The organism is Parasphingorhabdus pacifica (genome assembly GCF_054779195.1).
Map to the genome: position 1 here is coordinate 145521 of NZ_BAAGYS010000007.1, position 26896 is coordinate 172416.

General features: G+C 69.2%; 21 protein-coding genes. 13 read left to right on the forward strand and 8 right to left on the reverse strand.

Going from position 1 to position 26896, the window contains the following annotated elements; translation table 11 throughout:
* Positions 1–2 precede the first annotated feature (2 nt).
* Entirely contained in the window at positions 3–1862 is a 1860-nt protein-coding gene (locus ACYVAN_RS10100) for an acyltransferase family protein (protein WP_460958083.1), read from the reverse strand.
* Positions 1863–2089: 227 nt separating this feature from the next.
* On the opposite strand from ACYVAN_RS10100, the gene ACYVAN_RS10105 reads away from it, so the two are divergent.
* Positions 2090–3421: a hypothetical protein gene (locus ACYVAN_RS10105; RefSeq protein WP_460958085.1), complete on the forward strand. Its 1332-nt coding sequence runs from the start codon at positions 2090–2092 to the stop codon at positions 3419–3421.
* Positions 3422–3484: 63 nt separating this feature from the next.
* On the opposite strand, the gene ACYVAN_RS10110 is transcribed toward ACYVAN_RS10105, so the two are convergent.
* On the reverse strand, positions 3485–6751 hold the full coding sequence (locus ACYVAN_RS10110; RefSeq protein WP_460958087.1) for a glycosyltransferase: 3267 nt from the start codon (positions 6749–6751) through the stop codon (positions 3485–3487).
* 169 nt (positions 6752–6920) lie between these two features.
* Between ACYVAN_RS10110 and ACYVAN_RS10115 the strand changes: the two genes are divergently transcribed.
* The 5 genes from ACYVAN_RS10115 to ACYVAN_RS10135 all read left to right on the forward strand — a co-directional run bounded on the left by ACYVAN_RS10115 (position 6921) and on the right by ACYVAN_RS10135 (position 12292).
* Positions 6921–7202, forward strand: a complete 282-nt coding sequence (locus ACYVAN_RS10115) for a hypothetical protein (protein ID WP_460958089.1) — start codon at positions 6921–6923, stop codon at positions 7200–7202.
* Positions 7168–8643: a sensor histidine kinase gene (locus tag ACYVAN_RS10120; RefSeq protein WP_460958091.1), complete on the forward strand. Its 1476-nt coding sequence runs from the start codon at positions 7168–7170 to the stop codon at positions 8641–8643. The genes ACYVAN_RS10115 and ACYVAN_RS10120 overlap by 35 nt, the downstream gene beginning before the upstream one ends.
* Positions 8640–9302 (forward strand): response regulator transcription factor, encoded by a 663-nt coding sequence (locus ACYVAN_RS10125; RefSeq protein ID WP_460958093.1) that lies wholly within the window; start codon positions 8640–8642, stop codon positions 9300–9302. Before ACYVAN_RS10120 ends, ACYVAN_RS10125 begins: the two co-directional genes overlap by 4 nt.
* 289 nt (positions 9303–9591) lie before the next feature.
* Positions 9592–11070: an SLC13 family permease gene (locus tag ACYVAN_RS10130; protein WP_460958095.1), complete on the forward strand. Its 1479-nt coding sequence runs from the start codon at positions 9592–9594 to the stop codon at positions 11068–11070.
* A 61-nt stretch (positions 11071–11131) separates the two neighbouring features.
* Entirely contained in the window at positions 11132–12292 is a 1161-nt protein-coding gene (locus ACYVAN_RS10135; protein ID WP_460958097.1) for a glycerate kinase family protein, read from the forward strand.
* Positions 12293–12387: 95 nt separating this feature from the next.
* Here the strand turns inward: ACYVAN_RS10135 and ACYVAN_RS10140 are convergent, their stop codons facing one another.
* Positions 12388–14193, reverse strand: coding sequence for a gamma-glutamyltransferase family protein (locus ACYVAN_RS10140; protein ID WP_460958099.1), 1806 nt, complete (start codon positions 14191–14193; stop codon positions 12388–12390).
* A gap of 108 nt (positions 14194–14301) precedes the next feature.
* Positions 14302–15642, reverse strand: coding sequence for a UDP-glucose dehydrogenase family protein (locus tag ACYVAN_RS10145; protein WP_460958101.1), 1341 nt, complete (start codon positions 15640–15642; stop codon positions 14302–14304).
* Between the two features lie 139 nt (positions 15643–15781).
* Between ACYVAN_RS10145 and ACYVAN_RS10150 the strand changes: the two genes are divergently transcribed.
* The 3 genes from ACYVAN_RS10150 (at position 15782) to ACYVAN_RS10160 (ending at position 17853) form a co-directional block, all read left to right on the forward strand.
* Complete coding sequence (locus tag ACYVAN_RS10150) at positions 15782–16744, forward strand: aldo/keto reductase (protein ID WP_460958103.1); 963 nt, start codon at positions 15782–15784, stop codon at positions 16742–16744.
* A gap of 107 nt (positions 16745–16851) precedes the next feature.
* The gene (locus ACYVAN_RS10155) at positions 16852–16974 is read left to right on the forward strand and encodes a hypothetical protein (RefSeq protein WP_460958105.1); all 123 of its coding nucleotides are present in this window, start codon (positions 16852–16854) and stop codon (positions 16972–16974) included.
* Positions 16975–17094: 120 nt separating this feature from the next.
* Entirely contained in the window at positions 17095–17853 is a 759-nt protein-coding gene (locus ACYVAN_RS10160) for an SDR family NAD(P)-dependent oxidoreductase (protein ID WP_460958107.1), read from the forward strand.
* Between the two features lie 295 nt (positions 17854–18148).
* On the opposite strand, the gene ACYVAN_RS10165 is transcribed toward ACYVAN_RS10160, so the two are convergent.
* Positions 18149–19786: a TM0106 family RecB-like putative nuclease gene (locus tag ACYVAN_RS10165; RefSeq protein ID WP_460958109.1), complete on the reverse strand. Its 1638-nt coding sequence runs from the start codon at positions 19784–19786 to the stop codon at positions 18149–18151.
* A gap of 217 nt (positions 19787–20003) precedes the next feature.
* Here ACYVAN_RS10165 and ACYVAN_RS10170 point away from each other — a divergent pair, with 217 nt between their 5' ends.
* Positions 20004–20732 (forward strand): DUF6474 family protein, encoded by a 729-nt coding sequence (locus ACYVAN_RS10170; protein WP_460958111.1) that lies wholly within the window; start codon positions 20004–20006, stop codon positions 20730–20732.
* A 179-nt stretch (positions 20733–20911) separates the two neighbouring features.
* On the opposite strand, the gene ACYVAN_RS10175 is transcribed toward ACYVAN_RS10170, so the two are convergent.
* Positions 20912–22693, reverse strand: coding sequence for a BCCT family transporter (locus tag ACYVAN_RS10175; protein ID WP_460958113.1), 1782 nt, complete (start codon positions 22691–22693; stop codon positions 20912–20914).
* A gap of 188 nt (positions 22694–22881) precedes the next feature.
* Here ACYVAN_RS10175 and ACYVAN_RS10180 point away from each other — a divergent pair, with 188 nt between their 5' ends.
* The 3 genes from ACYVAN_RS10180 to ACYVAN_RS10190 all read left to right on the forward strand — a co-directional run bounded on the left by ACYVAN_RS10180 (position 22882) and on the right by ACYVAN_RS10190 (position 24843).
* Complete coding sequence (locus tag ACYVAN_RS10180) at positions 22882–23433, forward strand: hypothetical protein (RefSeq protein ID WP_460958115.1); 552 nt, start codon at positions 22882–22884, stop codon at positions 23431–23433.
* A gap of 82 nt (positions 23434–23515) precedes the next feature.
* Positions 23516–24316, forward strand: coding sequence for a YcnI family copper-binding membrane protein (locus tag ACYVAN_RS10185; protein WP_460958117.1), 801 nt, complete (start codon positions 23516–23518; stop codon positions 24314–24316).
* Positions 24313–24843 (forward strand): copper resistance CopC family protein, encoded by a 531-nt coding sequence (locus ACYVAN_RS10190; RefSeq protein WP_460958119.1) that lies wholly within the window; start codon positions 24313–24315, stop codon positions 24841–24843. The genes ACYVAN_RS10185 and ACYVAN_RS10190 overlap by 4 nt, the downstream gene beginning before the upstream one ends.
* A 387-nt stretch (positions 24844–25230) precedes the next feature.
* Here ACYVAN_RS10190 and ACYVAN_RS10195 read toward each other — a convergent pair whose 3' ends face one another.
* On the reverse strand, positions 25231–25539 hold the full coding sequence (locus ACYVAN_RS10195) for a hypothetical protein (RefSeq protein ID WP_460958121.1): 309 nt from the start codon (positions 25537–25539) through the stop codon (positions 25231–25233).
* Positions 25540–25871: 332 nt separating this feature from the next.
* Positions 25872–26783 (reverse strand): phosphotransferase family protein, encoded by a 912-nt coding sequence (locus ACYVAN_RS10200; RefSeq protein WP_460958123.1) that lies wholly within the window; start codon positions 26781–26783, stop codon positions 25872–25874.
* Between the last annotated feature and the right edge of the window lie 113 nt (positions 26784–26896).

Below are 26896 nucleotides of genomic sequence, written 5' to 3' on the forward strand. Positions count from 1 at the left end.
GTTCAAGGGCGGTCGAACCGTCGCGGCGGCCGACGCCCCGGCGCCGGAAGGGTTTCCTCCTCCGGTGTCTCCGGTTGTGGGGTGGGCCGAGAAGCGTGCCGTCCCGCCCCTTGTCCGGGGGCCTGTCCACGGGCGGCCGGTGCTTGAGCGGCCGGTGCTTGAGCGGCCGGTCCCCGGGCCACCGGCGCCCGTCCGGGCGGTGGTGGCCCGGGCGGTGGTGGCCCGGGCGGTGGTTGCGCGGATGGTGGTTGGGGAGACCGCGGTTGCCCGGGTGGCGGCAACGGAGCGGGCGGCTGCGCGGCAGGCGGTGGTGATGCCGGTCCGGGCGGCGGGAGTTCACCAGACGACAACCGCCGCATCAGCACGGATTCCTCCTCCGCGGGCTGCTGCGGCTCGGCCACCGGCGGGTGCGGGTCGGCCACCGGCCGTTGCCTCTCGGGAGGTGCCGTGCGCCGGTGCCGTGCGGGCGGCGCCGGCGGTCGAGGTTGCGGAGCCGGGGACGGCTGATCGGGATTTCGTCGGCCGGGGGGTTGCTGGCCGGGATCTCGTCGGCCGTGGGGTTGCCCGCGCGTCGGCCATGCCACGGCGGACGGCGCGGTGCCGCCGGTTCCACTCCCCGGCTGCTCCGCCGGGCGAGCACGCAGCTCCCGGTCATCGAACCGGTCGGCTCCCTCCTCGTCCCAGTCATCCCAGCGGTCCCGGTCACCGTCCCGGTCGTCCCGTTCCTCATCCCAGTCGTCCCGGTCGTCCCTGTCCTCATCCCCGTCGTCCTCGCGGGCCGCCGGTTCGGACCGTTGCGCGGGGGTGATGTAGTGCCGCAGCTGCATGGTCGGTTCCTCGACGAACTTCCACGACAGCGTGCCCAGGATGTAGGCGATCGGCGCCGCGCACAGCAGCATCAGGTACTGGTTGCGGATTCCGCCCATCGCCAGCAGCTGCTGCACGGGGAAACCCCACACGTACACGCCGTAGCTGCCGTTGACCCACACGCCCGGGATCTCCAGTCGCGCCGGCCAAAAATGCCCTCCCACGATCACCGCGTAGCTGACCGCGAACGTCATCCAGAACGAACCGACGATGCTGTTGGGCATCAGCGCCAGCACCACGAGACCCACCACCGCGGCCGTCGGCGACAGCGGAATGCGGTAGAGGTTCAGCACCACCCCGGCGGCGAAGGCGACCAGGAAGGCCACCAACGACTCGACCGGAACGCTCAGCAACGAACCCGCCGATTCCGCACCCGCCAGATCTTCGAGGTGGCGGTCCCACGCGATGAGCGCGACCAGCGCTGCCAGCGCCAACCAGCGCCAGCGATCCTTCGCGGCTCCGAGCAGCAGCACCGCGTAGAGCCCGCCGTAGGCCAGCAGCTCCATCGGCAGTGTCCACAATGACCCGTTGACCGCGCCGGACCACGGATTGTTGCCGAACACCCCCGGCAGATCGTGCTGCAAAGTCAGCAAGCCCGCGTTGTTGACGATGTAACCCCACGTGTCTTCGGCCGCGAAGTACTCCGACAACGTCAGCGAGGTCACCAGCGGGCCGACGATCAACGCCATTCCGAACGACACCGTGAGCATCGGCGGCCACAACCGGAGCACCCGTTTGGCCGCGAACCGCGCCGGGTGCGGATCCCGCATCCAGCTTTCGGTGATCTGGAAGCCGCTCATGGCGAAAAAGCCCATGAGTACGCCTTCGTCCGGCTGAATCGGCCACTCGGGCGGGAACAGCTCACCCGCACCCACCAGCGGAGAACTGTGGCCGTAGATCACCACGAGCGCACCGATCATGCGGATCCAGGCGAAACCGTGGTTCGTGGCGGCGAACTGCTCCGGCCGGGCATGCGCAACCCGTGCATCCCCCACCCGTTCACCCCACAAGCTCTGTGACTTTCGGCACCGCAAGACCGTAGTGCAGCTTATCGCGCCACCCCACCGTTTCGGGGCGGTATCGGGAGTACGCGGATAAGATCACCAGCGGCAACGCCCACCGGATCGTTATCCGGCCGGTGCCCCGGGATGACGACGGATAGTGCAAAAATGGCGCTCGATCGCAATGGGGTGCGGTCCGGATTCTTCGAAAGGGCGCATCGGTGACGCAAGACGAGCTGCAACACCTCGACGCGGAGCTTGCGGCGGGACGCATTTCCGCCGACGAGTACCGATCCCGGCGGGACGCCGTGCTCGGGCGTTCCCAAACCGAGCAGACGGGAACGCCCGCAGGTGGGGTGCAGCAGCAGGGCCCGCCGTCCGGCGGGTTCCCGCAACAGGACGCCCAAGGCCCGCCGTCGGGCGGGTTCCCGCAACAGGACGCCCAAGGCCCGCCGTCGGGCGGGTTCCCGCAGCAGGACGCACAGAACCAGCAGGCCAGTCCGTTCCCACCCGCCTTCAGTTGGGGCAACGCTTCCGGACAGGGCGGCCAGCAACCGGAGGCACCGGCCGAGGAGTCGACCCAGGTCGTGCAGAACCCGTTGCTGGGTTCGCAGCAGCCCGCTCCACCCGCTCCGGGGGGTGACGCCGACAGCACCCAGGTCGTCAACGTCAACCAGCTGCAGCAACCGCCCCAACAACAGGCACCCCAACAGCCAGCACCCCAACAACCGGCCGAGCAGCAGGCACCGCAGCAATGGCCCGCTCAACAACCGGTCTGGGGACCGCAACAGGGCTGGGGCACCAGCGAGAGCAGTGGAACACCGTGGGGTGATTCCGAACTTCCGCCCACCCCGGAACACGGCGACACCAGCTGGATGCGCCAGGGGCCGGAAGTTTTCGAAACCGCGGGCAAGTCGTCCAAGGGCAAGCTGATCGCGGGCATCTCCTTCGCCGCGGTTCTCCTGGTCGGAGTGGCCGTCGCAGCCGTCTTCTACTTCACCGCCCCCGGGGGCGACGACTCGAACGCCGGACCGACCGCGCAGCCGAAACCCGCGCCCACCAGCCAACTGCCGGAACCCCCCGCGGCCGGGCCCGCGCCCACGGGCACCGAGCAAGTGCTCATTCCGGCCCCGCCCGGGCCTCCGCATCCGTTCAACGGCCTGATCACCGCCCCCGACATGGAAGGCGCCAAGGGCGGGGTGCTCCAGGAGCCCGCACGCAAGGTGGCGCTGAGCAACGGGATGATCGACGGCTTCGTGAACCGCACCGAAGGCGACACGACCACGATGCTGCTGACCGTGCGGATGCCCGACGAAGCGGCCGCGTCCGAGGTCGCCGATGCGTACCTCGACGCCCAAGCCGGTCTCTCGGTTTCGGACGAACTCTCCTACCAGGGAGTCGAGGTCAGGGAGGCCGGCAACGGCCAGTTCCGAACCGCGTACGTGGCGCACGACTGGGCGATCATCATCGAGGTCAGCGGCGGTGACTCCGCCGGGTTCACCGACGTCCTCGACCAGCAGCTCGCGCAGACCCCGCCGACCGTCCTGGACTGATCGGTTCGCCGGGACGGAACCGCAGAGCGGCCGTCCCGGCGAATCCCGCGGACCGGCCGGGTCTCAGCGCTCCACACGAGCGAGCAGCTCGGTGAGGGTCGCTCGGGACACCTCCGGACCGAACTGCGCGGAAATCCCCGCCTTGCCCGCTTCGGACAACTTCCGCCACAGGTCGTCATCGGTGAGCAGCCGCGTGATGCCGTCCGCGAGCCCGGCGGCGTCCTCCCCGATGAGGACGTCCTGGCCGCTCGCCAGGTGCATGCCCTCCAACGCGACCGACGTGCCGACGAGCGGAACGCCCTCGCCCAAGCTCTCGCCGACCTTGCCCTTGACACCGGCGCCGAACCGCAGCGGTGCCAGCGTCACCCTGGCCCGCGCGTACATCGGTGCGAGGTCCGGCACCCAACCGTGCACTTCGACCCCACGACCGTGCAGTCGGAGCACTTCCCCGGGGGGGTTGCTGCCGACCACGTGCAACACGGCGTCCGGGCATTCCTCCCGCACCAGCGGCATGATCTCCCGGACGGCCCAGACCACCGCGTCGACGTTCGGCGGGTGATCGAAGCTGCCCACGAAGAGCACGTCGGAACGGCCCTCGACGCCGGTCGGGCGCCATTCGACGTCGTGCACGTTGGACAGCACCCGGACGTCGGCCTCGGGCACGATCTCCCGCAGCAGCACCTGCTCGGCCTCCGAAACGACCATGGTGACATCGCAGGAACGAACCAGCCCGGTCTCCATCTGCCTGGAGGCGAACGACTTGCGCCGCAGCGCACCCGCCTCCTTGGTGGTGCCTTCCTGCTCCGCGATGGCCGCCTGCCGCTCGAGCCGGAGAAAGTGCACGTCGACGGTGTCGTATACGACCAGGCAGTTCGGCGCCGTCGTCCGCAGTTCCTCCACGAGGCTCCAGGCCACCTGCGGCCGCGACAGCAGCGCCATCGAGATCTCCTCGCCCGCCTCGGCGAGGAAGGCCTGCTGCAGCTGCGGCTCGGGCAGGACCGTGACGCCGAGCTGCTGCAGCTGGGCGGTGTAGGGCTCCAGAAGCGCGTGATTGCCGGGGAAGAACACCACGCGGCAGCCGAGTTCGACGAGCTGCTCCAGCACTCGGCGCATGCGCACCGACCCGGAGTCGAAGTCGGGCCGGGGAACCTGGTGGTCCTTGACCAGCACGAGCGGACCGAAATGCCCTCGGGTGCCGCGACTCCGGGCCAGCCACAGGTTGCGCGGGGTTGCTTCCGGGAGGTGCTCGGCGGCCAACGTATCCGCCCACTTCGCCACGAACACCTGCCGGTTGAGCTCCTGGTGCTTCTTGACCCCGCCGCTGGTGTCGGTGCCGTTGGATACGCCCTCGTGGTGCACGACGACGGCCTGCGGCTGCACCACGGTTCGGTAACCGGCCGCGCGGACGGCGAAGGCCAGGTCGGTGTCCTCGTAGTAGGCGGGCGCGTATCGGGAATCGAAGCCGCCGACCCGGTCGAACACCTCCGCCCGAACCAGGATGGCCGCGCCCGAGCAGTAATCGACATCCCGCATCACGTTGTACTCGGCGGCGTCGGCCACCCCGTCGCGGCCGAGGTTCCAGCCGTTGCCGTCGGACCAGACGATGCCGCCGCACTCCTGCAGCGTGCCGTCGGGATACACCAGTTTGGCGCCGACCAGGCCGATCCGTTCGTCCGACTCCATCGTCCGCACCAGGATGTCCAGCCAGGACTCGGTGACCGCGGCATCGTTGTTCAGGAAGAACAGGTGCTCGCCGCGCGCGTGCTCGGCTCCGAGGTTGCACGCGCCGATGAAGCCGAGGTTCTGCTCGGCCCGTACGAGGCGAACGCCTTCGCACTGGGCGAGTTTGGCCGCGCTGTCGTCCGGTGAGGCGTCGTCGACCACGATCACCTCGAACGGCACCGACACCCGGTGTCCGCTCAGGAACCGGAGGCACTGCCGGGTGTAGGCCCACTTGCCGTGCACCGGAACGATGACGCTGACCAGCGGCCGGTCGCTGCGCGGCACCGGTAGGGGGCCGGTTTCGGCGGCTGCCGCTTGCTCCACGAGGCCGGGTTTGCGTCCCAGCGCGATCTCGTAGGCATCTCGGCGGGTGGTGCCTCGCGGGGCTACCCGCTCGATCACGTTGCGGTACTTCGTCACGGCGCGCTGCACGAGCGCCGAGTTCTGCGCCCGCAGCTCGGCGTTCTCGACGGCCAGTTCACTCGCACGCTCGTGGGCACCCGCCACCTGCCCTTCGAGCGTGGTGAGTGTGTCCCGCAGCCACTCGATGCGGGCGGCGTCGCGTTCAGCGGCCTTCCGCGCGGCCTGCAGGTCGGCTCCCGCCCGGTCGAGTTCCACGCGGAGGGTCTCCCGTTCGCGGACGCTCTCGTCGGCCCGCCGTTCCTGCTGCTTGCGGAGCTCCTCCAGCCGCTCGATGGACGACTTCAGCTCTCCGGCCTCGAGGCATCCTCGGTGGTAGAGCTCGTTGAGGTGGGCGACTTCGGCAACGGCCGAGTCCCGCTGGCCGATGATCTCGTCCAGCTCCGCCCCACCGGCGCCACGGGCCAGTTTGAGGTCGGCGTCGACCAGCATGGCCGCCGCGGGCAGCTTCGGCAGCTGGCGGTCGGATGCGATGCCCAGCAGGTAGGTGTGCGGTACCCCCGGCCGCACCGTCCACGATTCCTCGTCGGCCTGCTGAAGCGTCTGCAGCCGGACGCCTTCGATGGCGGTGTCCAGATCGCTCGGGTCGACCGGCGCCAGCAGCGAGCCGACCGCGACGTTCTGCTTGAGCACGGCCACGTGCCGGAAGGCGTCCTCCAGCAGCGAGTCGAACTGCGCCGCGGAGAGTTCCTTGACGTGGAAGGGGTTTCCGTTGCCGTGCTCGTGCCGGTAGATCGTGGTGTCGGGTGTGCTGATCAGGAAAAGACCGCCTCTGGCGAGCTTCGACCGGACCAACCGCAGCACGGCGTCGTGGTCCTCGACGTGCTCGATGGCCTCGAAGCAGGTGATCACGTCGAACGGCTTCTCGTCTTCGAGCGCCTCCGGGTCGGTGATCGACCCGACCCGGAAGGTCGTGCGGTTGCCGCCGTATTTGCGCCGGGCGTGCTCGACGGTGTCCGGATCGAGGTCCATGCCCACGACCTCGGCGCCTTCGGCAGCCAGCAGCGCGGCGCCGTAGCCTTCGCCGCAGGCCAGGTCGAGCACGCGCTTGCCGCGGACGAACGGCGCGGCGAGCGCGTAGCGGTGGTAGTGCTCGTAGACCACCTGCACGTCCGCCGCCCACGGCACGCAGCGCTCCCCCGTCCAGTCGATCAGTCGGGCGGATTCGCCGTCGTCGGTGTCAGTCATCGCCCAGTCCTTTTTGGCCAGCCGTGGGTGGATTCAGGATTCACCGATGCAGGCTAGCGCTCTGGCCTCGGCCCGTGTGCGGCGTCACCACAACGAGACGCGCGGCGGATGAAGAACATCTCATCTTCGCTTCATGCCGATTCACCACGAGATCGGACAAGCTGGGTACATGAGGTCGGTCAACCGAGTGGCGCCGCTGGTCGCCGCGCTCATCCTGCCGATCGTGGTCGTGCTCCTCAGCTACGTGTTCGCCGACGCACCGCGCGCTCCACAGGTGCCGACGGAGGTGCGCATCGGCAGTTCGCCGGGGCCGGACCCCGACCCGCTGACATCGGCGCCCACGCAGGAGCCCACGCAAGGACCCACGCAGGGGCCCACGCAGCTGCCGCCGCCACCACCCGGCGACGATGACGACGATGACGACGATGACGGACCCGATGACGACGACTGAGGCCGAATCGTCCCCGTCCCGTCGCCGAGGCACCCGCATCCCCGCTCGCGCCCAGATCATGGCCTGGATGCTGCTCGTGCTGGTCGTCGTACTGGCCTGCGTCGTGCTGCTCGTGCGGCAGTTCCTGCACAACGATGCGGCCAACAAGGTGACGAACTCGCTGGAGCAAGAGGTGGGGGAGTTCGTCAGCTTCGCCGAGACCGGCCGGGATCCCGCCACCGGTCAGGTATTCACCGACCCGGGCGCTCTGTTCGTGTCGTATCTGGGCCGCCAATACCCGGATCAGGCCGAGGCGCTCATCGGCGTGTGGCAGACCCCGACCCGTCTGGACTGGCGCATTCAGGCCCAGAATCCGCGGATCAAATCGGTCGCCGGTGATCCGGCACTGCTCCGCGGCATCGTGCGTTCCCCCGAGTCGGCGGCGACGGTCGACACCCCGGCAGGGCCGATGCGCTGGGTCAAGGTGGCGGCACGCACCGACGGCGACCGGTCGGCGTGGTTCGTGACGGCGAACTTCACCGCCCGGGGCGCGGAGGAGGCCGATCGAACGGTGCGGATGCTGCTGCTGGTCAGCACGTTGGGCTTGGTCTTGGCGGCGATCTCCTCGTGGATCGTGGCCGGTGCGATCCTCGCTCCGGTGCGCACGGTGCGGCTGGCCGCCGCCGAGATCAGCGAGCACGACCTGACCCGCCGCATCGAGGTGCAGGGCAGGGACGACATCGCCGCGCTCGCCGACCAGTTCAACGCGATGCTCGACCGGCTCGAATCGGCTTTCCGCACGCAGCGGCAGTTCGTCGACGACGCGAGCCACGAGCTGCGCACCCCGATCACGATCGTGCGCGGCAACCTCGAACTGCTCGGAGACGATCCCGCCGAGCGCGAGGAGGTCATCCGCCTGTGCACGGACGAGCTGGACCGCATGACCCGCATCGTCGAAGACCTGCTCATCCTGGCGAAGGCGGACCGGCCGGACTTCGTCGCCCCCGCACCGGTGTCGCTGGCGGAGCTGACCAGTGACATCGACGTCAAGGTGCGGTCGCTGGCCGATCGCCGCTGGGTGCTCGACGGGATCGGCGAGGGCGAGATCGTCGCCGATGAGCAGCGCCTGACGCAGGCAGTGGTGCAGCTGGCCCAGAACGCTGTGCAGCACACCGAGCCGGGATCCGAGATTCGCATCGGTTCCGTGTTGCGCAACGGCGAGGTTTCGTTGTGGGTCACCGACCACGGTCCCGGCATCGATGCCGCCGAGGTCGACAAGATCTTCGAGCGGTTCAACCACAGCAGCGGCAACGAACGGGGCGGCGCGGGGCTGGGACTCGCGATCGTCCAAGCCATCGCCGAGGCCCACCACGGCCGGGTGCGGGTGTTGTCCGTTCCCGGTGCGGGCGCCACGTTCGTGCTCGACCTGCCCCACACGCCAACGGAGGAAGGCCCGGCTTGAGCAAGATCCTGATCGTCGAGGACGAGGACCGCATCGCGGCGTTCATCGAGAAAGGGCTCCGCGCGAACGGGTTCACCACCACCGTCGTCGGGGACGGGGATGCGGCCTTGGAGTACACGCTGACCGGGAGCTTCGATCTGATCGTGCTCGACCTGGGACTTCCCGGCAAGGACGGTTTCGCCGTGCTGCGGGCGCTGCGGCGTCAGCACGTCACGGCCCCGGTGATCATCCTGACCGCGCGGGACACGGTGCACGACACCGTCGCCGGCCTGGAAGGCGGCGCCGACGACTACATGACCAAACCGTTCCGGTTCGAGGAGCTGCTCGCGAGGCTGCGGTTGCGGCTGCGGCCCGGGGATCGGAGTCCGGAGGTCACGGTGCTGCGGGACGGAGACCTCTCGCTGGACCTGCGCACCCGGCGGGCACAGATACCGGAGAGCACCGTCGACCTGACCGCACGGGAGTTCGCGATGCTGGAGCTGTTCCTCCGGCATTCCGGCCAGGTGCTCTCCCGCGAGCAGATCCTCTCCCACGTGTGGGGCTACGACTTCGATCCCGGTTCCAACGTCGTCGACGTCTACGTTCGGGCGCTGCGGCGCAAGCTCGGCAGTGAACGCATCCACACCGTGCGCGGGATGGGTTATCGCCTCGGCTCCTGAGCGAGTGCGCCTGCGTCCGGGACGCGGGGATGTCTGTGCCCGGCGCGCGGGAATCCGTCCGGTCCATCGCTTCCACAACCGAGTTCTCCACACCTGTGGATAACTCGGTCCCCAACTGTGCACAACTGGCCACCCCAGGCAGTCGCAGTTATCCACAGGCTGTGAACCGACTTGTCCACAACCTGTGGATGAGGCGTTTGTGCAGGTGTGGACGCCTGCCAACGAAACATGAAGCACCGCTCATCAACGATTCACGTCCACTTCGACGGCGGTGTGGATCGTTGCCCCCATGCACGGCACCGACCGGGTCACCACCGAGTACTCCACAACCCCCGCACGCCCGCTGCGCCATGTGGACCCATCGTCCGGGGCGGGCTGGGCCTTCGGAATCACCCTCACCGCGCTCGGCCTGTTCGGCCTGTTCGCCGTGCTGCTACTCGGCATCCCGACAAGCCAGGAACCGGCGGAGGCGCTCACCCTGCTCGTGTTCATCGCCGCCGTGGTCGGCTGGACAACCCCTCGCCTCGGTGACACGCACGTCTCCCTGACGGCTGCGGCCGCGCTGGTCGCGCTGGGCGTGCTCGAGACCGAAGACCTCTTCGACACGTGGGGCTCGGAGGCGATGTGGCTGCTCGCGACGGCGTTCCTCCTGGCAGCGGGCGTCAGCCGAACCGGGCTCCCGACGCGGTTGGCCGTGAACCTCGCCGGTCGTGCACGATCTCCCCGTCGGCTCGTCCACCTGGTCACGGCCGGATTGCTGGTCAGCGCGCTGCTGGTGCCCAGCACCAGCGGTCGAGCGGTCCTGGCGCTGCCGGTGCACCGCGCGCTGGCGCGGGCGTTCGCCGACCGGGAGCGCCTGGTGCGAACGTTGGCCGTGCTCTTCCCGACCGTGGTGCTGCTCTCCGCCGTCGCGAGCCTGGTCGGCGCGGGTGCTCACCTCGTCACCAGCCGACTGCTGGCGGAGACCACCGGAGAGGGCATCGGCTTCCTCCAGTGGCTGTGGTGGGGAGCACCGATCGCGGTGGTGAGCTCGCACGTGGCCGCCGAGTTGGTGCTGATGCTGTTCACGAAACGCGGCGACCGCGGTCGGCGGCTGCGGATCAGCGCCCGCGAACTCCGCGAGCACACGGACACGCCGCCCCGGATGACCCGCGAGGAGATCCGCGCCGGGGGGCTGCTGCTCGCAGTCGCGGCCCTGTGGACCACCGAAGCCTTGCACGGCTTCCCACCCGCGTTCGTGGGGCTGTGCGCTGCGCTGCTGATCACCGCGCCGGGGGTGGGCACGATCCGGCTGAAAGCCGCACTCGACGAGGTGCCGTGGTCGCTGTTGCTGTTCATGGCAGCCACGACCGCGCTCGGCATCGCCCTGGTCGAATCCGGCGTCTCCGGACGGCTTGTCGGCATGGTTCCCGCCGGTGGGATGGGGCTGGTCGTGACGGTGATCGTGGCCAGCGCCGCCGCACACCTGCTCGTGCAGTCGCGGTCGGCGCGATCCTCGGTGTTGATCCCGCTCGTAATCCCCGCCGCGATCGGGGCCGGGATGAGTCCGACGGCCCTGGCGTTCGCCTCGACCACCGCCGCCGGGTTCTGCCACACCCTGCCGTCCTCCGCGAAGCCGGTCGCGATGTTCGCCGACATCGGCGGTCCCACCTACAGCAGACAGGACCTCCTGCGCTTGTCCGCGGTGCTCGGGCCCGTTCTGGTCCTGCTCGTCCTGCTCTTCAGCACGGTCGGTTGGCCGCTCATGGGCCTGCCGCTGCACCGCTGAACGAGGGCGCTCCGGAGACCCACTTCGGACGGAGAAGATCATATTGGACAGGAGACAGCTCATGCGACGGTTCGTCATCGCTCCCGCCGGTTTCAAGGAGTGCCTCGACGCCGATGCAGTCGCGGCCGCGATTGCCACCGGTATCCGCCGGGTGGTTCCGGCAGCGGTCGTCGACGCCATCCCGCTGATCGACGGTGGGGAGGGTTCCGCCCGGTCGATGGCCGCCGAAACCGGCGGGGAGCTGGTTCCCGTCGAGGTCACCGGACCGCTCGGGCAACCGGTGAAATCGCACTTCGCGCTTCTGGGCGGCTCCGGACCGCGGATCGCCTACGTGGAGATGGCCGCTGCCGCCGGGCTCTCGTTAGTCCCACCCGGCCAGCGAGACCCCGGCCGGACGACCAGCCGCGGTGTCGGCGAGCTGATCGCGACCGCGCTCGGTACCGGACCGAAGCAGATCGTGGTGGGGTGCGGCGACTCGGGCATCTGCGACGGCGGCGCGGGTGCGCTACGAGCCTTGGGAGCGCGGGTGCTCGACTCGTCCGGGCGCGATCTGGAGCCGGGCGGTGCCGGACTCATCCGCGCCCACCGCATCGACACCGCTGAACTCGACCACCGCCTCCACCAGGTGGAGTTGCTGGTGGCCACCAACCCGGACAACGTGCTGTGCGGGCCACGCGGCGTGGCCCGCACCTACGCGCCGCAGAAGGGCGCGACGCCGAAACAGGTGGAGCTGCTCGCCGAGGCGATGCACGAGTGGGCCGGTGTGCTGCGCGAGCACAGCGGGCTGGACCTGCGCCACGCACGGGGCAGCGGTGCATCGGGCGGGCTGGGCGCGGGCCTGGCCGGGGTGCTCGGCGGACGACTTGTGCCCAGGTTCGAAGTCCTCTCCGACTGGTCGGTGTGGGAGCACCGGCTCGCCGCTGCCGATCTGGTGATCACCGCCGAAGGAGCCATCGACTCCTCCACCGCCTGTGGAAAGGCCCCGTCCGAAGTGGCGAAGCGTGCGAAGAAGCACGGCAAACCGGTGATCGCGTTCGCGGGCACGATCGGCGCCGGAGCGGAGAACAGCTACGAGACCGGGATCGACGCGTTCACCGGCATCCTGAACGGCCCGGTGGAACTCGCCGCGGCCATCGACCAGGCGCCCGAACTCATCGCCAGCGCCACCGCCCGCACCCTGCGCATGCTGCTGGTCGGCCGCTCGCTCGCCACCGTGACATGAGGGGCGGGCGACTCCGCCACCGTGCTCGCGGGCCGAGCCGGCGCGGAGTCCACCGAAGCCACCGTGCCGACTGGTCCGCCGACGAGCAGCCGGGATCAGCGCCCGGCCGCGTATCCCTGCGCACCGCGTGGGTTGGCGGCGGCCCGCAGCAGCCCCGACTCGGGGTCACGGGACACCGCCGACAACCGTCCGAGCGCCCACGGCCCGGCGTCGACGACCTCGTGGCCCCGGCGAGCGAGTTCGGCGAGCCGATCGGTCCCCAACCGGGATTCCGCCATCAGGCGGCCCGGCTGCCAGGTGCGCGGGTAGAAGGAGCTCGGGAACGCCCCCGAATGCCACATCGGCGAATCGATCGCGGCCTGCAGGTTCAGGCCCCCGTGCACGTGAGCGAGCCAGAAGCACAGCTGCCACTGATCCTGCTGATCGCCGCCCGGCGTGCCGAAGGCCAGCGACGGGATTCCGCCGCGCAGCGCCAGCGACGGGCTCAGCGTGATTCGCGGCCGCCTGCCCGGCGCGAGCGAGTTCGGCAGCCCCTCCTGCAGCCAGAACATCTGCGCTCGGCTGCCCAGGCAGAATCCCAGTCCGGGGATGGCCGGGGATGACTGCAACCAACCGCCGGACGGAGTCGCCGAAACCATGTTGCCCCAGCGGTCGACCACGTCGAGGTGCACCGTGTCGCCCCGGCTCTCCCCGCTCGCCGTCACCGTCGGCTCACCGATGCCCACGCCGCTGGTGTCGACCGCGCCACCAGCGCCACGACCACTCGCGATGAAGTCCGGCAGTCGAACGCCACGACCGCCCGGCGCTCCCGGGCGAATCTCCATCGAGGCACGATCGGTGATCAGCCCGCGCCGCTCGGCGGCATAAGCACCTCCGACCAGGTCGTCGAGCACCCCGTACTCCGCCGAGTCGCCGTACCACGCCTCCCGGTCGGCGAACGCCAGCTTGGCCGCCTCCACCGCGACGTGCACGGTGTCCGCGTCGGGCACCCCGTCGACGTAGCCGATCCGGTCGGTGAGACCCGTCAGCAGGCGCAACTGCTGGGCCAGCACCGGACCCTGGCTCCAGATGCCGAACTTCGCCAGCGTCCAGCCACCCGGCAGGTCCACCGTCAGCGCGTCCTCATAGGTGGTCTCGTGTTCGGCCAGATCCTGGCCGGTGATCACGCCCGCGTTGTCCCGACCGGAGTTGTCCCGATGCGGGATGCGCGCGAACGCGTCGACCGCCTCGGCCACGAACCCCTCCGACCAGGCACGCCGCGCGGCGTCGATCTGGGCCTCGCGGCCCGCCACCGACTCCGCTTCCGCCAGCAGCCGTTCCCAAGTGCCCGCGAGAGTCGGATTCCGGAACACGCTCCCCGGCTCCGGAACCGCGCCGCCCGGCAGCCACAGGCGGGCCGATGTCGGCCAGTGCTCGGTGAACATGCCCCGCACCATGCCGATCGTGGTGCTGATCCGTTCCACCAGCGGAAACCCGTCACGCGCGTAACCGATCGCGTACTGCAGTACCTCGCGCAGCGGTTTGGTGCCGTGATCGCGGAGCAACGTGAGCCACGCGTCCCACGCGCCCGGAACCGTCGTCGCGAGCAATCCCGTCCCCGGCACCAGGTCGAGGCCGAGTTCGTCGCGGTAGTGCCCGATCGTCGCACCGGCGGGCGCGGCGCCCTGGCCGCACAGCGCACGGGGACGGGGGTCGGTCGCCGTGGCGAAGAGCGCGGGCACCTCACCGCCAGGACCGTTCAGATGCGGTTCCACCACCTGCAGCGTGAAGCCCGCCGCCACGGCGGCGTCGAACGCGTTGCCGTCGTCCTCCAGCACCGCCGACCCCACCGCCGAGGCGAGCCAGTGGGTGGTCGCGACCATTCCGTGCGTGCCCGCCAGTTCCGGGCGTGTGGTGAACATGATTCAACACTCTAGGAACCCGGCGGCCCGGCGACGAGACCCGCGAGCCGATCTCCGTTCGCGGCGGCGGCCGCCCCGGCGCCCGACCGACACCGAACGGCGCGGTTCTCAGCCGACCGGGCGGCGGCCCATCCCACGCCAGGAGAGTCCGGCACGGCGCAGCACGTCCGGGTCGAGGTGGTTGCGGGCGTCGACCACCACCGGCCCGGTCAGCAGGCCCGCCAGCAGACCCCAGTCCAGCGCCCGGAACTCCTGCCACTCGGTGAGCAACACCAATCCGGCGGAAGCCTTGGCCGCCTCGTACGGATCGTCGACCAGCGTCACCATCCCGGCCAGTTCCGGCTCGTCCCCGCGCAACCCGGGGTCGAACGCCACCAGCTCCGCTCCGCGTTCCGCGAGCGCACGGGCCACCGACAGCGCGGGCGAATCCCGCAGATCATCCGTGCCCGCCTTGAAGGTCAATCCGAGGATGCCCAGTCGGACTCCGTCCAGCGAGCTCTCGACGCCGGCCCCGCAGGCGTCGGCGATCTTGGCGACCATCTGCTCCCGCTGCCGCGCGTTCGCCGATATCGTCGCCCGCAACAGCGGGAAGTCGAATCCCACGGACTCGGACACCTGCATCAGCGCCGAGGTGTCCTTCGGCAGGCAGGACCCGCCCCATCCCGGCCCCGGCCGGAGGAACGACTGCCCGATCCGCCGGTCGTAACCCATGCCTTCGGTGACGTCGGAGATGTCGGCACCCAACCGCTCGCACAGCTCCGCGATACCGTTCACATAGGACAGTTTGGTGGCCAGGAAGCAGTTCGCCGCGTACTTGACCATCTCCGCGCTCTCGGCGTCGGTCAGCACCATCGGCGCACCGAGCCGCGCGTACAACGCCGCCACCCGTTCCACCGCGTCCTGGCTGTCCGAACCGACCACGATCCGGTCGGGATGCAGGAAGTCGCGCACGGCCGATCCCTCGCGAAGGAACTCCGGGTTGCTCACCACCGCGACATCGGTGCGGGACACCAGCTCCGCCACGCGTGCCGAAGTTCCCACCGGCACGGTCGACTTGGTGACCAGCACGCATCCCCTCGGCAACGTGTCCCGCACCTCGCGGGTCACCGACTCCACCGCCGCGAGGTCGGCCGCACCGCCCGAGCCCATCGGAGTGGGCACGCACAGGAAGAGCACCTCGGCCTCGGACGCCACTGCCGCCGAACCCTCGACGAATCGCAACCTGCCCGCGGCGATGCCCTCCGACACCAGTTCGGCGAGGCCGGGCTCCAGGATCTCCACATCTCCCCGCGACAACCGCCGCACTTTCTCCGCGTCCACATCACTGCACACCACCTGGTGCCCCAGCGATGCCAGACAAGCACCGGTGGTCAACCCGACGTAACCGGTACCGACGACAACCACCCGACGGGCGAACACCGACAAACCCCCGAACTCCCCGAGCTTCACCCGGTGGAACTCCGAAAAGCCGCAACTCGGACACTGGCATCGTGGCACAACCACGGCCGGGCGAAAGGCGCTTCGGCAAGTGTTCACGAGTCATACGTCCGTCGTGACGGCCTGGTGATCCGCCGTTTAGGCTCCATGCGTGGAACAGCGACGATTGGGCGAATCCGGACTCGTGGTCAGCGCGGTCGGTCTCGGCTGCAACAACCTCGGGCGACCCGGTACCGCCGCCGAGACCCCGGAGGGAGCACGCGCGGTCGTGGGCACCGCGCTCGACTCGGGGATCACCTTCTTCGACGTCGCCGATGCCTACGGGTTCCCGCGGGGCAGGAGCGAGGAACTCCTCGGCCAGGGGTTGGCCGGTCGCCGCGAGCAGGCGATCATCGCGACGAAGTTCGGCATGGACATGCACGGCCACAACGGACCCGACTTCACCGCACGCGGATCGCGCCGGTACGTGCGCCTCGCCGTCGAGTCGTCGCTGCGGCGGTTGGGAACCGACTGGATCGACCTGTACCAGCTGCACCGGCCGGATCCGGTGACACCGCTCCAGGAAACGCTGTCGGTGCTCGACGACCTCGTCCGCGAGGGCAAGATCCGTTACGTCGGGCACTGCAACCTCGCGAGCTGGCAGCTCGCCGACGCCGCGTGGACCGCCGACTCGGCGGGGCTCGTCGCCCCGATATCGGCGCAGAGCCAGTACTCGTTGCTGGAACGCGAAACCGAGCGGGAGGTGCTGCCATCCTGCCGTCGGTTCGGTGTGGGGCTCATTCCGTACTTTCCGCTGGCCAACGGGTTGCTCACCGGCAAGTACCGGCAAGGGGACGCGCCGCCGAGCGGCAGCAGGCTCGCCGGGCGGGACCAGGTAATGGCAGCCGCGCCGTGGGATCGCATCGAGCAGCTCCGCGCGTTCGCCGCGGAGCGCGGCATCCCGATGCTCGCGCTCGCGCTCGGTTGGCTGGCGGCGCAGGAAGCGGTCGGGTCGGTGATCAGCGGGGCCAGCAGCGCCAACCAGGTGGCGGCCAACGCGGCGGCCGGGCAGTGGCGGCCGACGACCGCCGATCTCGACGAGATCGACGCGATCTGCCCACCGTTCCGGCGCTGAACCCCGGACCATGAACACGGTCGGTGATGATCCTATCGCCCGATCAGCCGGGAATTCCGCACTGCCGGCCGACGCGCGCCATCAGATCGACGGACCACCCTCGGAAGATGGAACTCATTGGGATCGCCGCCGTCTTCACCGGTCTCGCGCTCCTGACCGCGCTGCCGCTGATGGCGTTGCTCGCACTGGCCGAAGCACCTCGGCACGAACAAGACCGGCACCTGTTCTGACACCGTCCCCGCGAATCCGCCCAGCACGGGACGTGAGAACCACCACCCGTCCCACACATCCCGAACAAGCTCTCTAGGCTCGCCCCGGCGAATACCCGGCGAACCTAGGAGTTGCTACACATGCTGATCACCGACACTTCGGCGATCGTCACCGGCGGGGCCTCCGGACTCGGTGCGGCGACGGCGAACGCGCTCGCCTCGCGCGGTGCCCACGTGTTCGCGGTCGACCTTCCCGATGCCATCCGCAACGCGCCCGCGGTCGACGGCGTGACCTACGCCGCCGCCGACGTCACCGATGCCGACCAGGTGCAAGCCGTCGTCGAGCAAGCAGCCGGTGCGGGCAATCCACTGCGCACCGTGGTGAACTGCGCGGGCATCGGCCCGTCCGCGCGTGTCTCCGGCCGCAAGGGACCGCACGACCTGGAGCTGTTCCGCAAGGTCGTCGAGGTCAACCTGGTCGGCACCTTCAACGTGATGCGCCTGGCGTCCGCCGCGATCGCCCAGACCGAACCGGACCATGACGGCCAGCGCGGCGTCATCGTCAGCACCGCCTCGATCGCCGCCTATGACGGCCAGATCGGCCAGGCCGCGTACGCCTCGTCGAAGGGTGGCGTGGTGAGCCTGACCCTGCCCGCGGCTCGCGACCTGGCTTCCTCCGGAATCCGGGTGATGACCATCGCTCCCGGTGTGGTGGACACCCCGATGATGGGCACGGTCGACGAGGAGATCCGACAGGCGCTGGCCGACAACGTCCCGTTCCCGAAGCGGCTCGGTCTGCCGAGCGACTACGCCCAGCTCGCGGTCGACATCATCGAGCACGACTACCTCAACGGCGAGGTCATCCGGATGGACGGCTCACTGCGGATGTCGCCCAAATGACCGGTTCACCGCGCACCCGCCGCTGAATCGGCTGCCCGCTCACACCGCCCGCGTGCGGTAACCATCGGCGGGCCGAGCGGCCGACCGCCGCATGGAGACCCCGGGCATGCGTGGTCCCCGTGCGGCGGCGACGCACATCGTGCCGGGTTCCGCGACCGCCACCGCTCAAGCCCGGTTGCCGAGGCCCAGTTGCCGAGGCCCAGTTGCCGAGACCCGGTCGCCCAAGCCCTGGTGGCCAGGCCAGGCCCGTTCAGGCCCCCGGCCGCCCAGGCCGGGGTCGCTCGATCCCGGTCGTTCAGAGGTCACCCGTGTACGGGAGGTCATGCACGTTCTCCGAGGTCATCCAGCGCCGGATGACCCAGGTGGCGCGGACGTCGTCCTCGTTGTACTCCAGCAGCCGTTGCCGCTGCGACTCGTCCGGACCGTCACCGTTCCAGCCCACCGCGTCGCGGTACCAGCGCATCGAGTTCTCGCCACCGGCCTCGTCGTCTCGCCACGCGAAACCCGCGCTGGGAGCGATGACTTTCAGGCCCTTGCCGTTCGGGCACAGGAACTGGTCCCGAACCGAAGCGAACAGGTCCACCCACTCGCCCGAGTTGATGAACTTCCGGATCTCCGCGACCGGCGGTATCCCGGGCTTGCCCGCGAACCTCTCGGCCGAGGCCAGCATCCAGCGGTTCTCGGCGAGTTCGTTGTAGCAGTAGGCGCGGAACGTCAGTCCGCGCTCGTGCGCCCGAGCCCGGACGGAGGTGAACCAGCTCCAGAACTCGGCGAACGATCGAGCCTCGTCGTCGGACGGCAACGGGTCCCAGGTGACGAACGCCCGATACCCGGGCTCCTCGTCGACCTCCGTGCCCGACAACCAGCAGCCCCACATGTAGGCGCCGGCCTCGGCGTAGCTCTCCATGTCGACATCGACCTCGACGTCGGCGCGCGGAACCGCGACGTGGCGTACCCGGCGCACCAACGGCAGGTCCCGCAGCCAGGCCTTCGCCAGCAGCCGCGCGTCCGAGGTGCGCGCCGGGGCCATCGGCACCGAGGAGGCCAGTTCCGGGGGCATCGCGGCGAGCTCGTCGACGGTCGAATACCCCGCCTCGCGGAGCACCACCGCTTCCTCACCGCGTACGACCAGGCTGATATCCCGCGTCCGGCGCAGCTCTGTCTCGCAGGTGGGCCACCACGGGCAACCCTTGCACTCGTTCACCCGCGACGGCAGGGCGAGTGGCTCGTCCCCGGCCGCTGCTGCCGAAGCCACCGCGATCCGGTCCTCGAAACGCGCGTCGTACTCGGTCAGCGCGGTCCTTCCACCCGGCCAGGTAGCGGCCTCCAAGTCGTGCCACAGCACCGTGTCGGCGTCCACGCCGATCACACCGCCGACTTTCGAGCCGGAAGCACCCATCCCGCACGCCTGCAGCAGACGCACCGCATGCGCGAGCCGGAGCTGGTCACGAGGCTGTGCGCGCACCTTGCGCAGCGGGTCTCGCCGTGCGGATCCTGGCAGCGGGCGGGCCAACGACGAGGTCCGGGCACCGCTGCCCGCGTCGGTGACCTTGTGCCGAACGACGAGCACCGGCACATATCCGTCTCCGGTGTGCACCAGGAGGTCGACCGAACCGCGCCGTCCCGCGCGCCCATCGGTGGGCAGCTGCGCTCCGGACAGGTAGCGCACACCTGCGCGCATCGCCTCCAGGGTCGCCCGCTCGCGCTGCGCCGGGCCACCTTCGCTCGGGATCCGCGTCCACTCCTGTCCGAGCAGCCTGCCCAGTTCGCGGGTGATCAGCCTGCGGTGCTCCGCCGCGTCCTCGATGCGCTGCTCAACGCCCGGGTCGGGCGTCGCCCTGGGCAGCTCGTGCCTGCCGGGGTCGTTCTCGAGATGCACGCGCCGACGACAACGCGTCACCACGCCGGCGTCCAGCAGCACATCGTTGTCCACGATTGCAGCGTATGTCCTTGCCCTGACGAATGCGCCCGTCACCCCGTTGACTCAACAGAATCGGTATGTCTCCGAGAGTGACATACCCGCTTCGGGTTGCTGCCGTGCGACAGCGCTCGCAGCCTGGGAACGTCCCGCGTCCTCTTTCGCACGAGCGTTCTGTGTAGAAAGTTCCAGGACGATCGCATCAGCCGGAAAACTGGAGGTGTCGGCTTCGATGGCACGGTCGGCGAAGCAGCGGACGACCGAGATCGACGTCCCGGAACAGTCCACAGAAGAATCGAGCTCCGCAGCACCGAGCAAGCGCCGGGCGAACAAGCTGGCCAAGCTCGAGGAACAGCTCGAGCGGCAGGAGGTCAACGCCGCCAAGCAGGACGTCAAGCTGGTGAAAGAAGAGCTCAAGAACACCAAGCGCGACCACAAGGCGGCGGCGAAGGCCGAGAAGAAGCAGGCCAAGAAGGCCGACAAAACCGCGAAGAAACACGAGAAAGCGGTCAAGAAGGGCGAATTCGGCCGCGTGACGCCCAGCCGCGCCAAGAAGGCGGTGGCGATCGCGAAAGTCCTCGGCCCACCGCTCATCCCGTTCGCGCTCAAGGCGGCATCGGCCGCTCGGGAGAGCTACGAGCAGCTACGGGCTCGCAGGCTCGGAGTATCCGCCGACGAACTCGGCCGGTACTCCGGCAGAGGAGCCGCGTTGCACGCTCGGATCGCCGGGAACGCCGAAGCGCTGCGTGAGCTGCGAGCCCGATCAGCCGGGCGAAGCGACGAGGAGAGCCTGGTCGTCGAGCAGTTCGCCGAACGAGCACAGGCCCGGCTCACCGAGCTCACCAGCGCCATTCGTGTGGCGGAACGGATGCCTGCCAGTCGTCGCCGGGCGGCCCACCAGGCCGCCGCGGGCGAACTCGGACGCATCGAGGACGACCTGCTTCGTCGATTCGGCGTGTAACCGGATCGGCGGTCCGATCGGCTTTCGAACCACAGCCCTCCGGAACACTCCCCCGGCGGAGCCGCGATACGCGGCCCGCCGAGGGCGCCGTTGGCGCCCCGGGCACGCTGACGTGCTCGAGGGCGCCACCGGCGGCCACCGCCATCCGGCGGTGACACACCACGGGGAAACCCGAGGTGTTATTCGGCTCCCTGCGAGGACTTGGCCGCTGTGGCGGCGCTGTCCCCGACCGTCTCCGATTCCGCACCGCTCTCGGCGGATTCGCCGTCGGTTTCCTCCGCCGGAGAGATCTCCAGCTGGAAGTCGCCGTGCTCCTCGGTCCCGATGATGACGGCTTGTTCCAGCACCTCGGCGCCCTTCTCGTCCCGCAGCGTCATCGGGTCGGTGCGCAGGTCCTTGGTGAGGGCGATGCACAGCAAAACCATGACGATCGCGAACGGCAGCGCACCGATGAAGGTGAGGTTCTGGATACCGGTCAAGGCCTTGTCCTCACCACCACCTATCACCAGCATGATCGCGGCCACGGCACCGGTGGCGGCACCCCAGAAGATCACGATCCAGCGGCTCGGCTCGATGGAACCACCCTGCGACAGGGTGCCCATGACCACCGACGCGGCGTCGGCACCCGACACGAAGAAAATCGCCACGAGCGCCATCACCAGCACCGACGTGATGACCGTCAGCGGCAGGTGCTCCAGCACGGCGAAGGTCTGCGCCTCGGGGTTGCCGTCACCGTAGACACCGTTGCCTGCCCGCTGGCTGTCGATGGCAGCACCACCGAAGATGGCGAACCAGATGAGGCTCACGACGCTGGGCACCAGGAGCACGCCGCTGATGAACTGGCGGATCGTTCGACCCCGGCTGATCCGGGCGATGAACATGCCGACGAACGGCGTCCAGGAGATCCACCACGCCCAGTAGAAGACGGTCCACGTGCTCAGCCAGTCGTGCATGTCCGCGCCACCGGTGGCACCGGAGCGCGAAGCCATCGAGCCGAAGTCGCTCATGTAGGCACCGAGCGAGGTCGGCAGCAGGTTCAGGATGAACACCGTCGGGCCCACCACGAACACGAAGATCGCGAGCAGCGCGGCCAGCACCATGTTGATGTTCGACAACCACTGGATGCCCTTGGCCACCCCGGACACGGCGGAGGCGATGAAGCAGATCGTCAACACGACGATGATCACGACCAGGATCGTGGTCCCAGCACCGTCGATCCAGCCCGCGGCCTCCATGCCGCTGCGGATCTGCAGCGTCCCGATACCCAGTGATGCGGCCGAGCCGAACAAGGTAGCGAACAGGGCGAGGATGTCGATCAGCTTGCCGAGGGGCCCTTCGGCGTTGCGTTTGCCGACCAGCGGCTGGAACACGGCGCTGATCAGCTGCTTGCGGCCACGCCGGAAGCTGCTGTAGGCGATCGCCAGGCCGACCACCGAGTAAATGGCCCACGGGTGCAAGGTCCAGTGGAACAGCGACGTCGCCATCGCGGTGCGAATCGCCTCTTCGGACTCGCCCGGCACCGTTCCCGGCGGCGGGCTGGCGAAGTGGCTCAGCGGTTCGCTCACGCCGTAGAACATCAGACCGATGCCCATACCGGCGCTGAACATCATCGCGATCCACGAAATCGTCCGGAACTCCGGCTGCTCACCGTCCTGCCCGAGCGGAATTCGCCCATACCGGCTGAATGCCAGATAAAGGGCGAATACGACGAAACCGGTGGCGGCCAGCACGAAGCCCCAGCCGGTGTTCGTGACGAGCCATTCAAGCGCGGCCGACGAGGTGTTGCTCAGCGAATCCGTTCCGACCGCGCCCCAGGCGACCAGCACGAACATGATCGCAGCGGTGGCCCCGAATACGATCCAATTCGTAGTGGGCCGAGCCGCGAATGCGGGTTGACCAGGAAGTTCGGTGGCGGGTTCTCCGGAACCGGAGCCACCACCGTTTGCATTTTCGGTCGACACAGGTTTCGGCGCCGGCTCTGCGGCGCCCCCTCCTCTCCGTCGTCAATCGCTGCGGCCGGAACCGTGTCCCCTGCTCCGAGCAGACGCACGACCTACCGTCAGCGACTCGTAACCGTGACCCAATCGGTGGGCCCGGGCAAGCTAACCAATGCTCAGCGTGGTCAATACGACACCTAGACTTAAGTGCCGTGACCATCCGGCTGACCCCGACCCAGGGTTTATTGCGCGCCCTGCGCGGCGTCGGTCTGGCCATCACATCGGCATCACTTTCTGTAGCCGCACACACGGCTGCGGGCGGTTCGTTACCCGAACCAGGTATGACCACTGTGATCACGCTGCTGCTGGCCGGAACCGGAGTGGCACTGGCCAACCGCAAGCGTGGACCGAAACATATTGTAGGGGCTCTGCTAGTCGCCCAGTGTGCACTTCACCAGTCTTTGCAGGTGACCGGGTCTAACGGGCATCCCGGACATGCCGCTGCGCCGTTCGACACGGCCACCATGACCTTCGGCCACATCGCGGTCGCGGTGCTCACAGGCCTCGTGCTCGCTCGCGCGGAACATGCACTCTTCGTAGTGGCAACGTTCCTCGGAATGATTCTTCCGCGAAGGCACAGCCCGCTGCCGGTAGCGACCTCGCTGCGGACGATATGCATCCCGGCGCGCACGGTTCGAGGCACCGCCGAGATCCTTTACCAGCGCATCCACTCCCGACGAGGACCGCCCGCGCTCTCCTGCTGACCGGTATGCCTGCGCGGAACCACCGCAGGCCGATGTCAAACGCTGCCCGGTGACGCCACCGGGAGGTAGGAGAAGACGACAAGTGCGGACACACCGAATTCCCACCCGCGCGATCACGTTCACCACCGCGCTCGGACTGCTCGCCCTCGCGGGCGCCGGGACCGCATCCGCCCACGTCAGCGCGAATCCGGAGGAAGCCCCCAAGGGCGGCCACGCGAAGATCGCCTTCCGGGTGCCGAACGAACGCCCCGACGCGAACACCGTCGAGGTCACCGTGAAACTCCCGCTCGACCAGCCACTGAGCTCGGTGCGCACCGCTCAGATGCCCGGCTGGGACAGCACCGTCAACAAGGTCGAGCTGGAAGAGCCGGTGGACGTGGCCGGTGCCCAGGTCACCGAGGCCGTTGCCAGCATCACGTGGACGGCGGAACCGGGAGCAGGCATCGCGCCGGACCGGTTCGCGGAGTTCGAAGCATCGCTCGGAACACTGCCCACCGACACCGACCAGCTCGTGCTGCCGACCGAACAGACCTACGACAACGGCGAGGTGGTGAAGTGGGACCAGCCGCCCACCGACCACGGGGAACCGGAGTCCCCGGCTCCGACCCTCGCCTTGGTCGAGGAGGAGGGCGGCCACTCGCACGGCGGTTCCGACACCGCTCCGGCTCCGGACGGCTCCGGCCAGTCTGACCAGACCGGCCAGTCCGGGGACTCCGAGCCGGCGGCCGCGACCGACAACACCGCCCGCTGGCTCGGTGGGGCCGGGCTGCTCGTCGGGGCTCTCGGACTCGGCATCGGCGGCGGTGCACTGCTGCGCAGCCGGAACGCGGGCAACCGCGACGAGTCCGGCCGCAACGAAGGCGACGAGAAAGGACCGGAATGAACCGCTTGTTCACGGTCGCGGTCCTGGCGGTCGCGACCATGCTCGGCTCCGCCGGCCCCGCTCTCGCGCACAACGTCCTGGTCGAGAGCGCCCCGGCGGAGGGAGCTCAGGTCACCTCCACCCCGGGGGAAGTACGGCTGACCTTCGACCAGCCGGTGCGCGCCGGGGACGACTACAACACCCTGAACGTCATCGGCCCGGATGGCTCCTATTGGACCGATGGAACGGTCCGGGTCGAGGGGAACTCCGTCATCGCGCCGGTGCGCGAGCTCGGACCGGCCGGGACCTACACGATCGGCTACCGGGTGCTCTCCAACGACGGTCACCCGGTGCCGGGCAAGGTCGCGTTCACGCTCACCGAGCCGGGTAGCGGTACTCCCGCCCCACCACCGCAGGAAGCAACTGACCCGGCGACTCAACCCGACCACGGCGGCATGCCGGTCTGGCCTTGGATCGCCGGAGCCGCACTGGTCCTGGTGCTGGGCTTGGTACTCGCCCTCCGCCTGGGCAAATCCGGCGGTCGCTGACTCGGAAGTCACCGGCCCGGAAGTCACCGGCCCGGAAGTCACCGGCCCGGAGTCAACTGTGGTCGTAACCCTCCGGTGAAGGAGCCCGGTCCCGCACCGGGCTCCTTCACCGGAGCTGGCCCGAGACCGATTCCGGACCGGTCCCGGGGCCGGTCCCGGGCCGATCTGCGACCACCCCGGGACCGATCAGCGGCCGAATCCGCGGATGCACCACCCGCTCGACTCGGTGACCGAACGCCCGATCGGCGGTTCCTGAAGCCGTTTTGGAGCGGAATCCTGGGACAACGAGCCGCCCGGAAAGATCGTTGAGGTTCGGCCGGGCCGAACTTTCGGCGTTTTTGGAACCCGTTTTTCGTTCTGCGAAAATCTGACCTTGTCGCCGAACGGTCATTCGCGCTCGGCGAGCTGTTGCCCCGAAGGGCTCCTGAGTCCCGCCAGCCGGTGCATCGCGGCATTCCCGCGATGCTCGAGCTCGTGCCGCGAGATCCATCCCGCCGCGAAGTGGCGGTACACCTGCGCCAGCATCACCAACTCGGCGAGGTAATCGGCCGACTCCCGTCGAGCCTCGGCCGACAGGTGCGGAACCAACCTGAGCTGGGAATTCACCACATCATCGAGCACCTGCGCCGAGCGCAGGGCCCGGCGCCCACGCCATCCCGGCCTCGACCGCGTCCGCTTCGCTCTCGCGCTCCTCATCGGCCCACCCCGTTGCCGTTTCACTGACGCTTGGCTGCTGCCCATATAGATACATCGTGCAAGGGGTTCTAGTCACGAAGAATGACGAAACCACGGCAGCACGTTGAGTATTTTCGCCCGATCGTTGGCATCAAGTCATCCGTCGCGGCAGGAGCGACACCCAAGGTCGGACGACCTTCCCGCGCCGCCATCCGACCCCGCAACCCGGCGCGACCTGCCGCAGCGCCGGTACTCCACGGTTGCTGTGCTCCACCGACGGCTCCACGGCACGGCACCACGGGCACGGCTCTCCACCAGGACCACCGAGCTCACCGCCGGACGCCCGCGGCGGCTCAGTTGTACGGCGCCCACTGGGCCGCGGTATCCCCTGCGCGCATCGACCGGAGCCTGCGCCCCAGCTCGTCCTTGACTCGGGGATTGCTGCCCAGGATCGGCAGCACACCCGCCGTGATCTTCAGTTCCCGCAGGTCGCGGAGCACCTGAAAACCGGGCCACGCGGTGATGTCGAACCCGTAGAACTCCGCCAGCTGCTCATAGCGCTCCGGCGGATGTCCCATCCGCAGCCTGCCCACCGCCATCGGCGTCAGGTCCCACTCCGGGGGCCCCACGCACAACGAGTCGAGATCGCACAACAGGACGCCATCCGGACCCGCGATCAGGTTTCCCAGGTGCGCGTCCCCGTGCACCAGCGAGCGGGGCAACGGGAACGACAGGTCCTCGAGCCTGCGCTCGATGTCGTCGCAGCGCTCCTCCAGGAAGTACCGATCCTCCGAGTCGAGCTGCTCGGCATCGACCAACTTCCTGCGCACGTCCTCCATCGGCTGCCATCCGGGCAGCGTCGCCGGAATCGGCAACGAGTGCACCTGACGCAGCAACCCGGCGAGGTCCCGCCCGGTCGGAGCAGGCCCGGAGTCGTCAACGGCCTCCCAGAGGGTCGCCAAATGCCCCCCGGCGTGCACCGGTTGTCGCACCCCCGGTAGCAGCCGAACCGCCGGAACCTGGTGCTCGGCGAGGCAGCGCGCCGCTTCGACCACGTTGACCGCGCGGTACGAGAAAGAGGGCGCGAGCACGATGCGCACGATCACCGGATGCTCGCGCAACCAGAAGACCCCGTTGTTGACGAACCGGACAAGACGCGCGCCACGGGAATCGAGCCCCACCGCCGCACATACCTCGTCCAGTGCCGTGGCCAGCTTGGGCTTCGTGTACCGGCCGTCCGATACGGGGCGCGTGGAGAAAGTCATGTTCTGTCAGCCTGAAACTCCGCTGGGCACAGCCGATGATGCCGAAGGCGGCAGGATCCGGTCCGGACCGCGCTGCGCCGACCCGACTCGGAAGGTTCGGCGCCCGGCAGTGC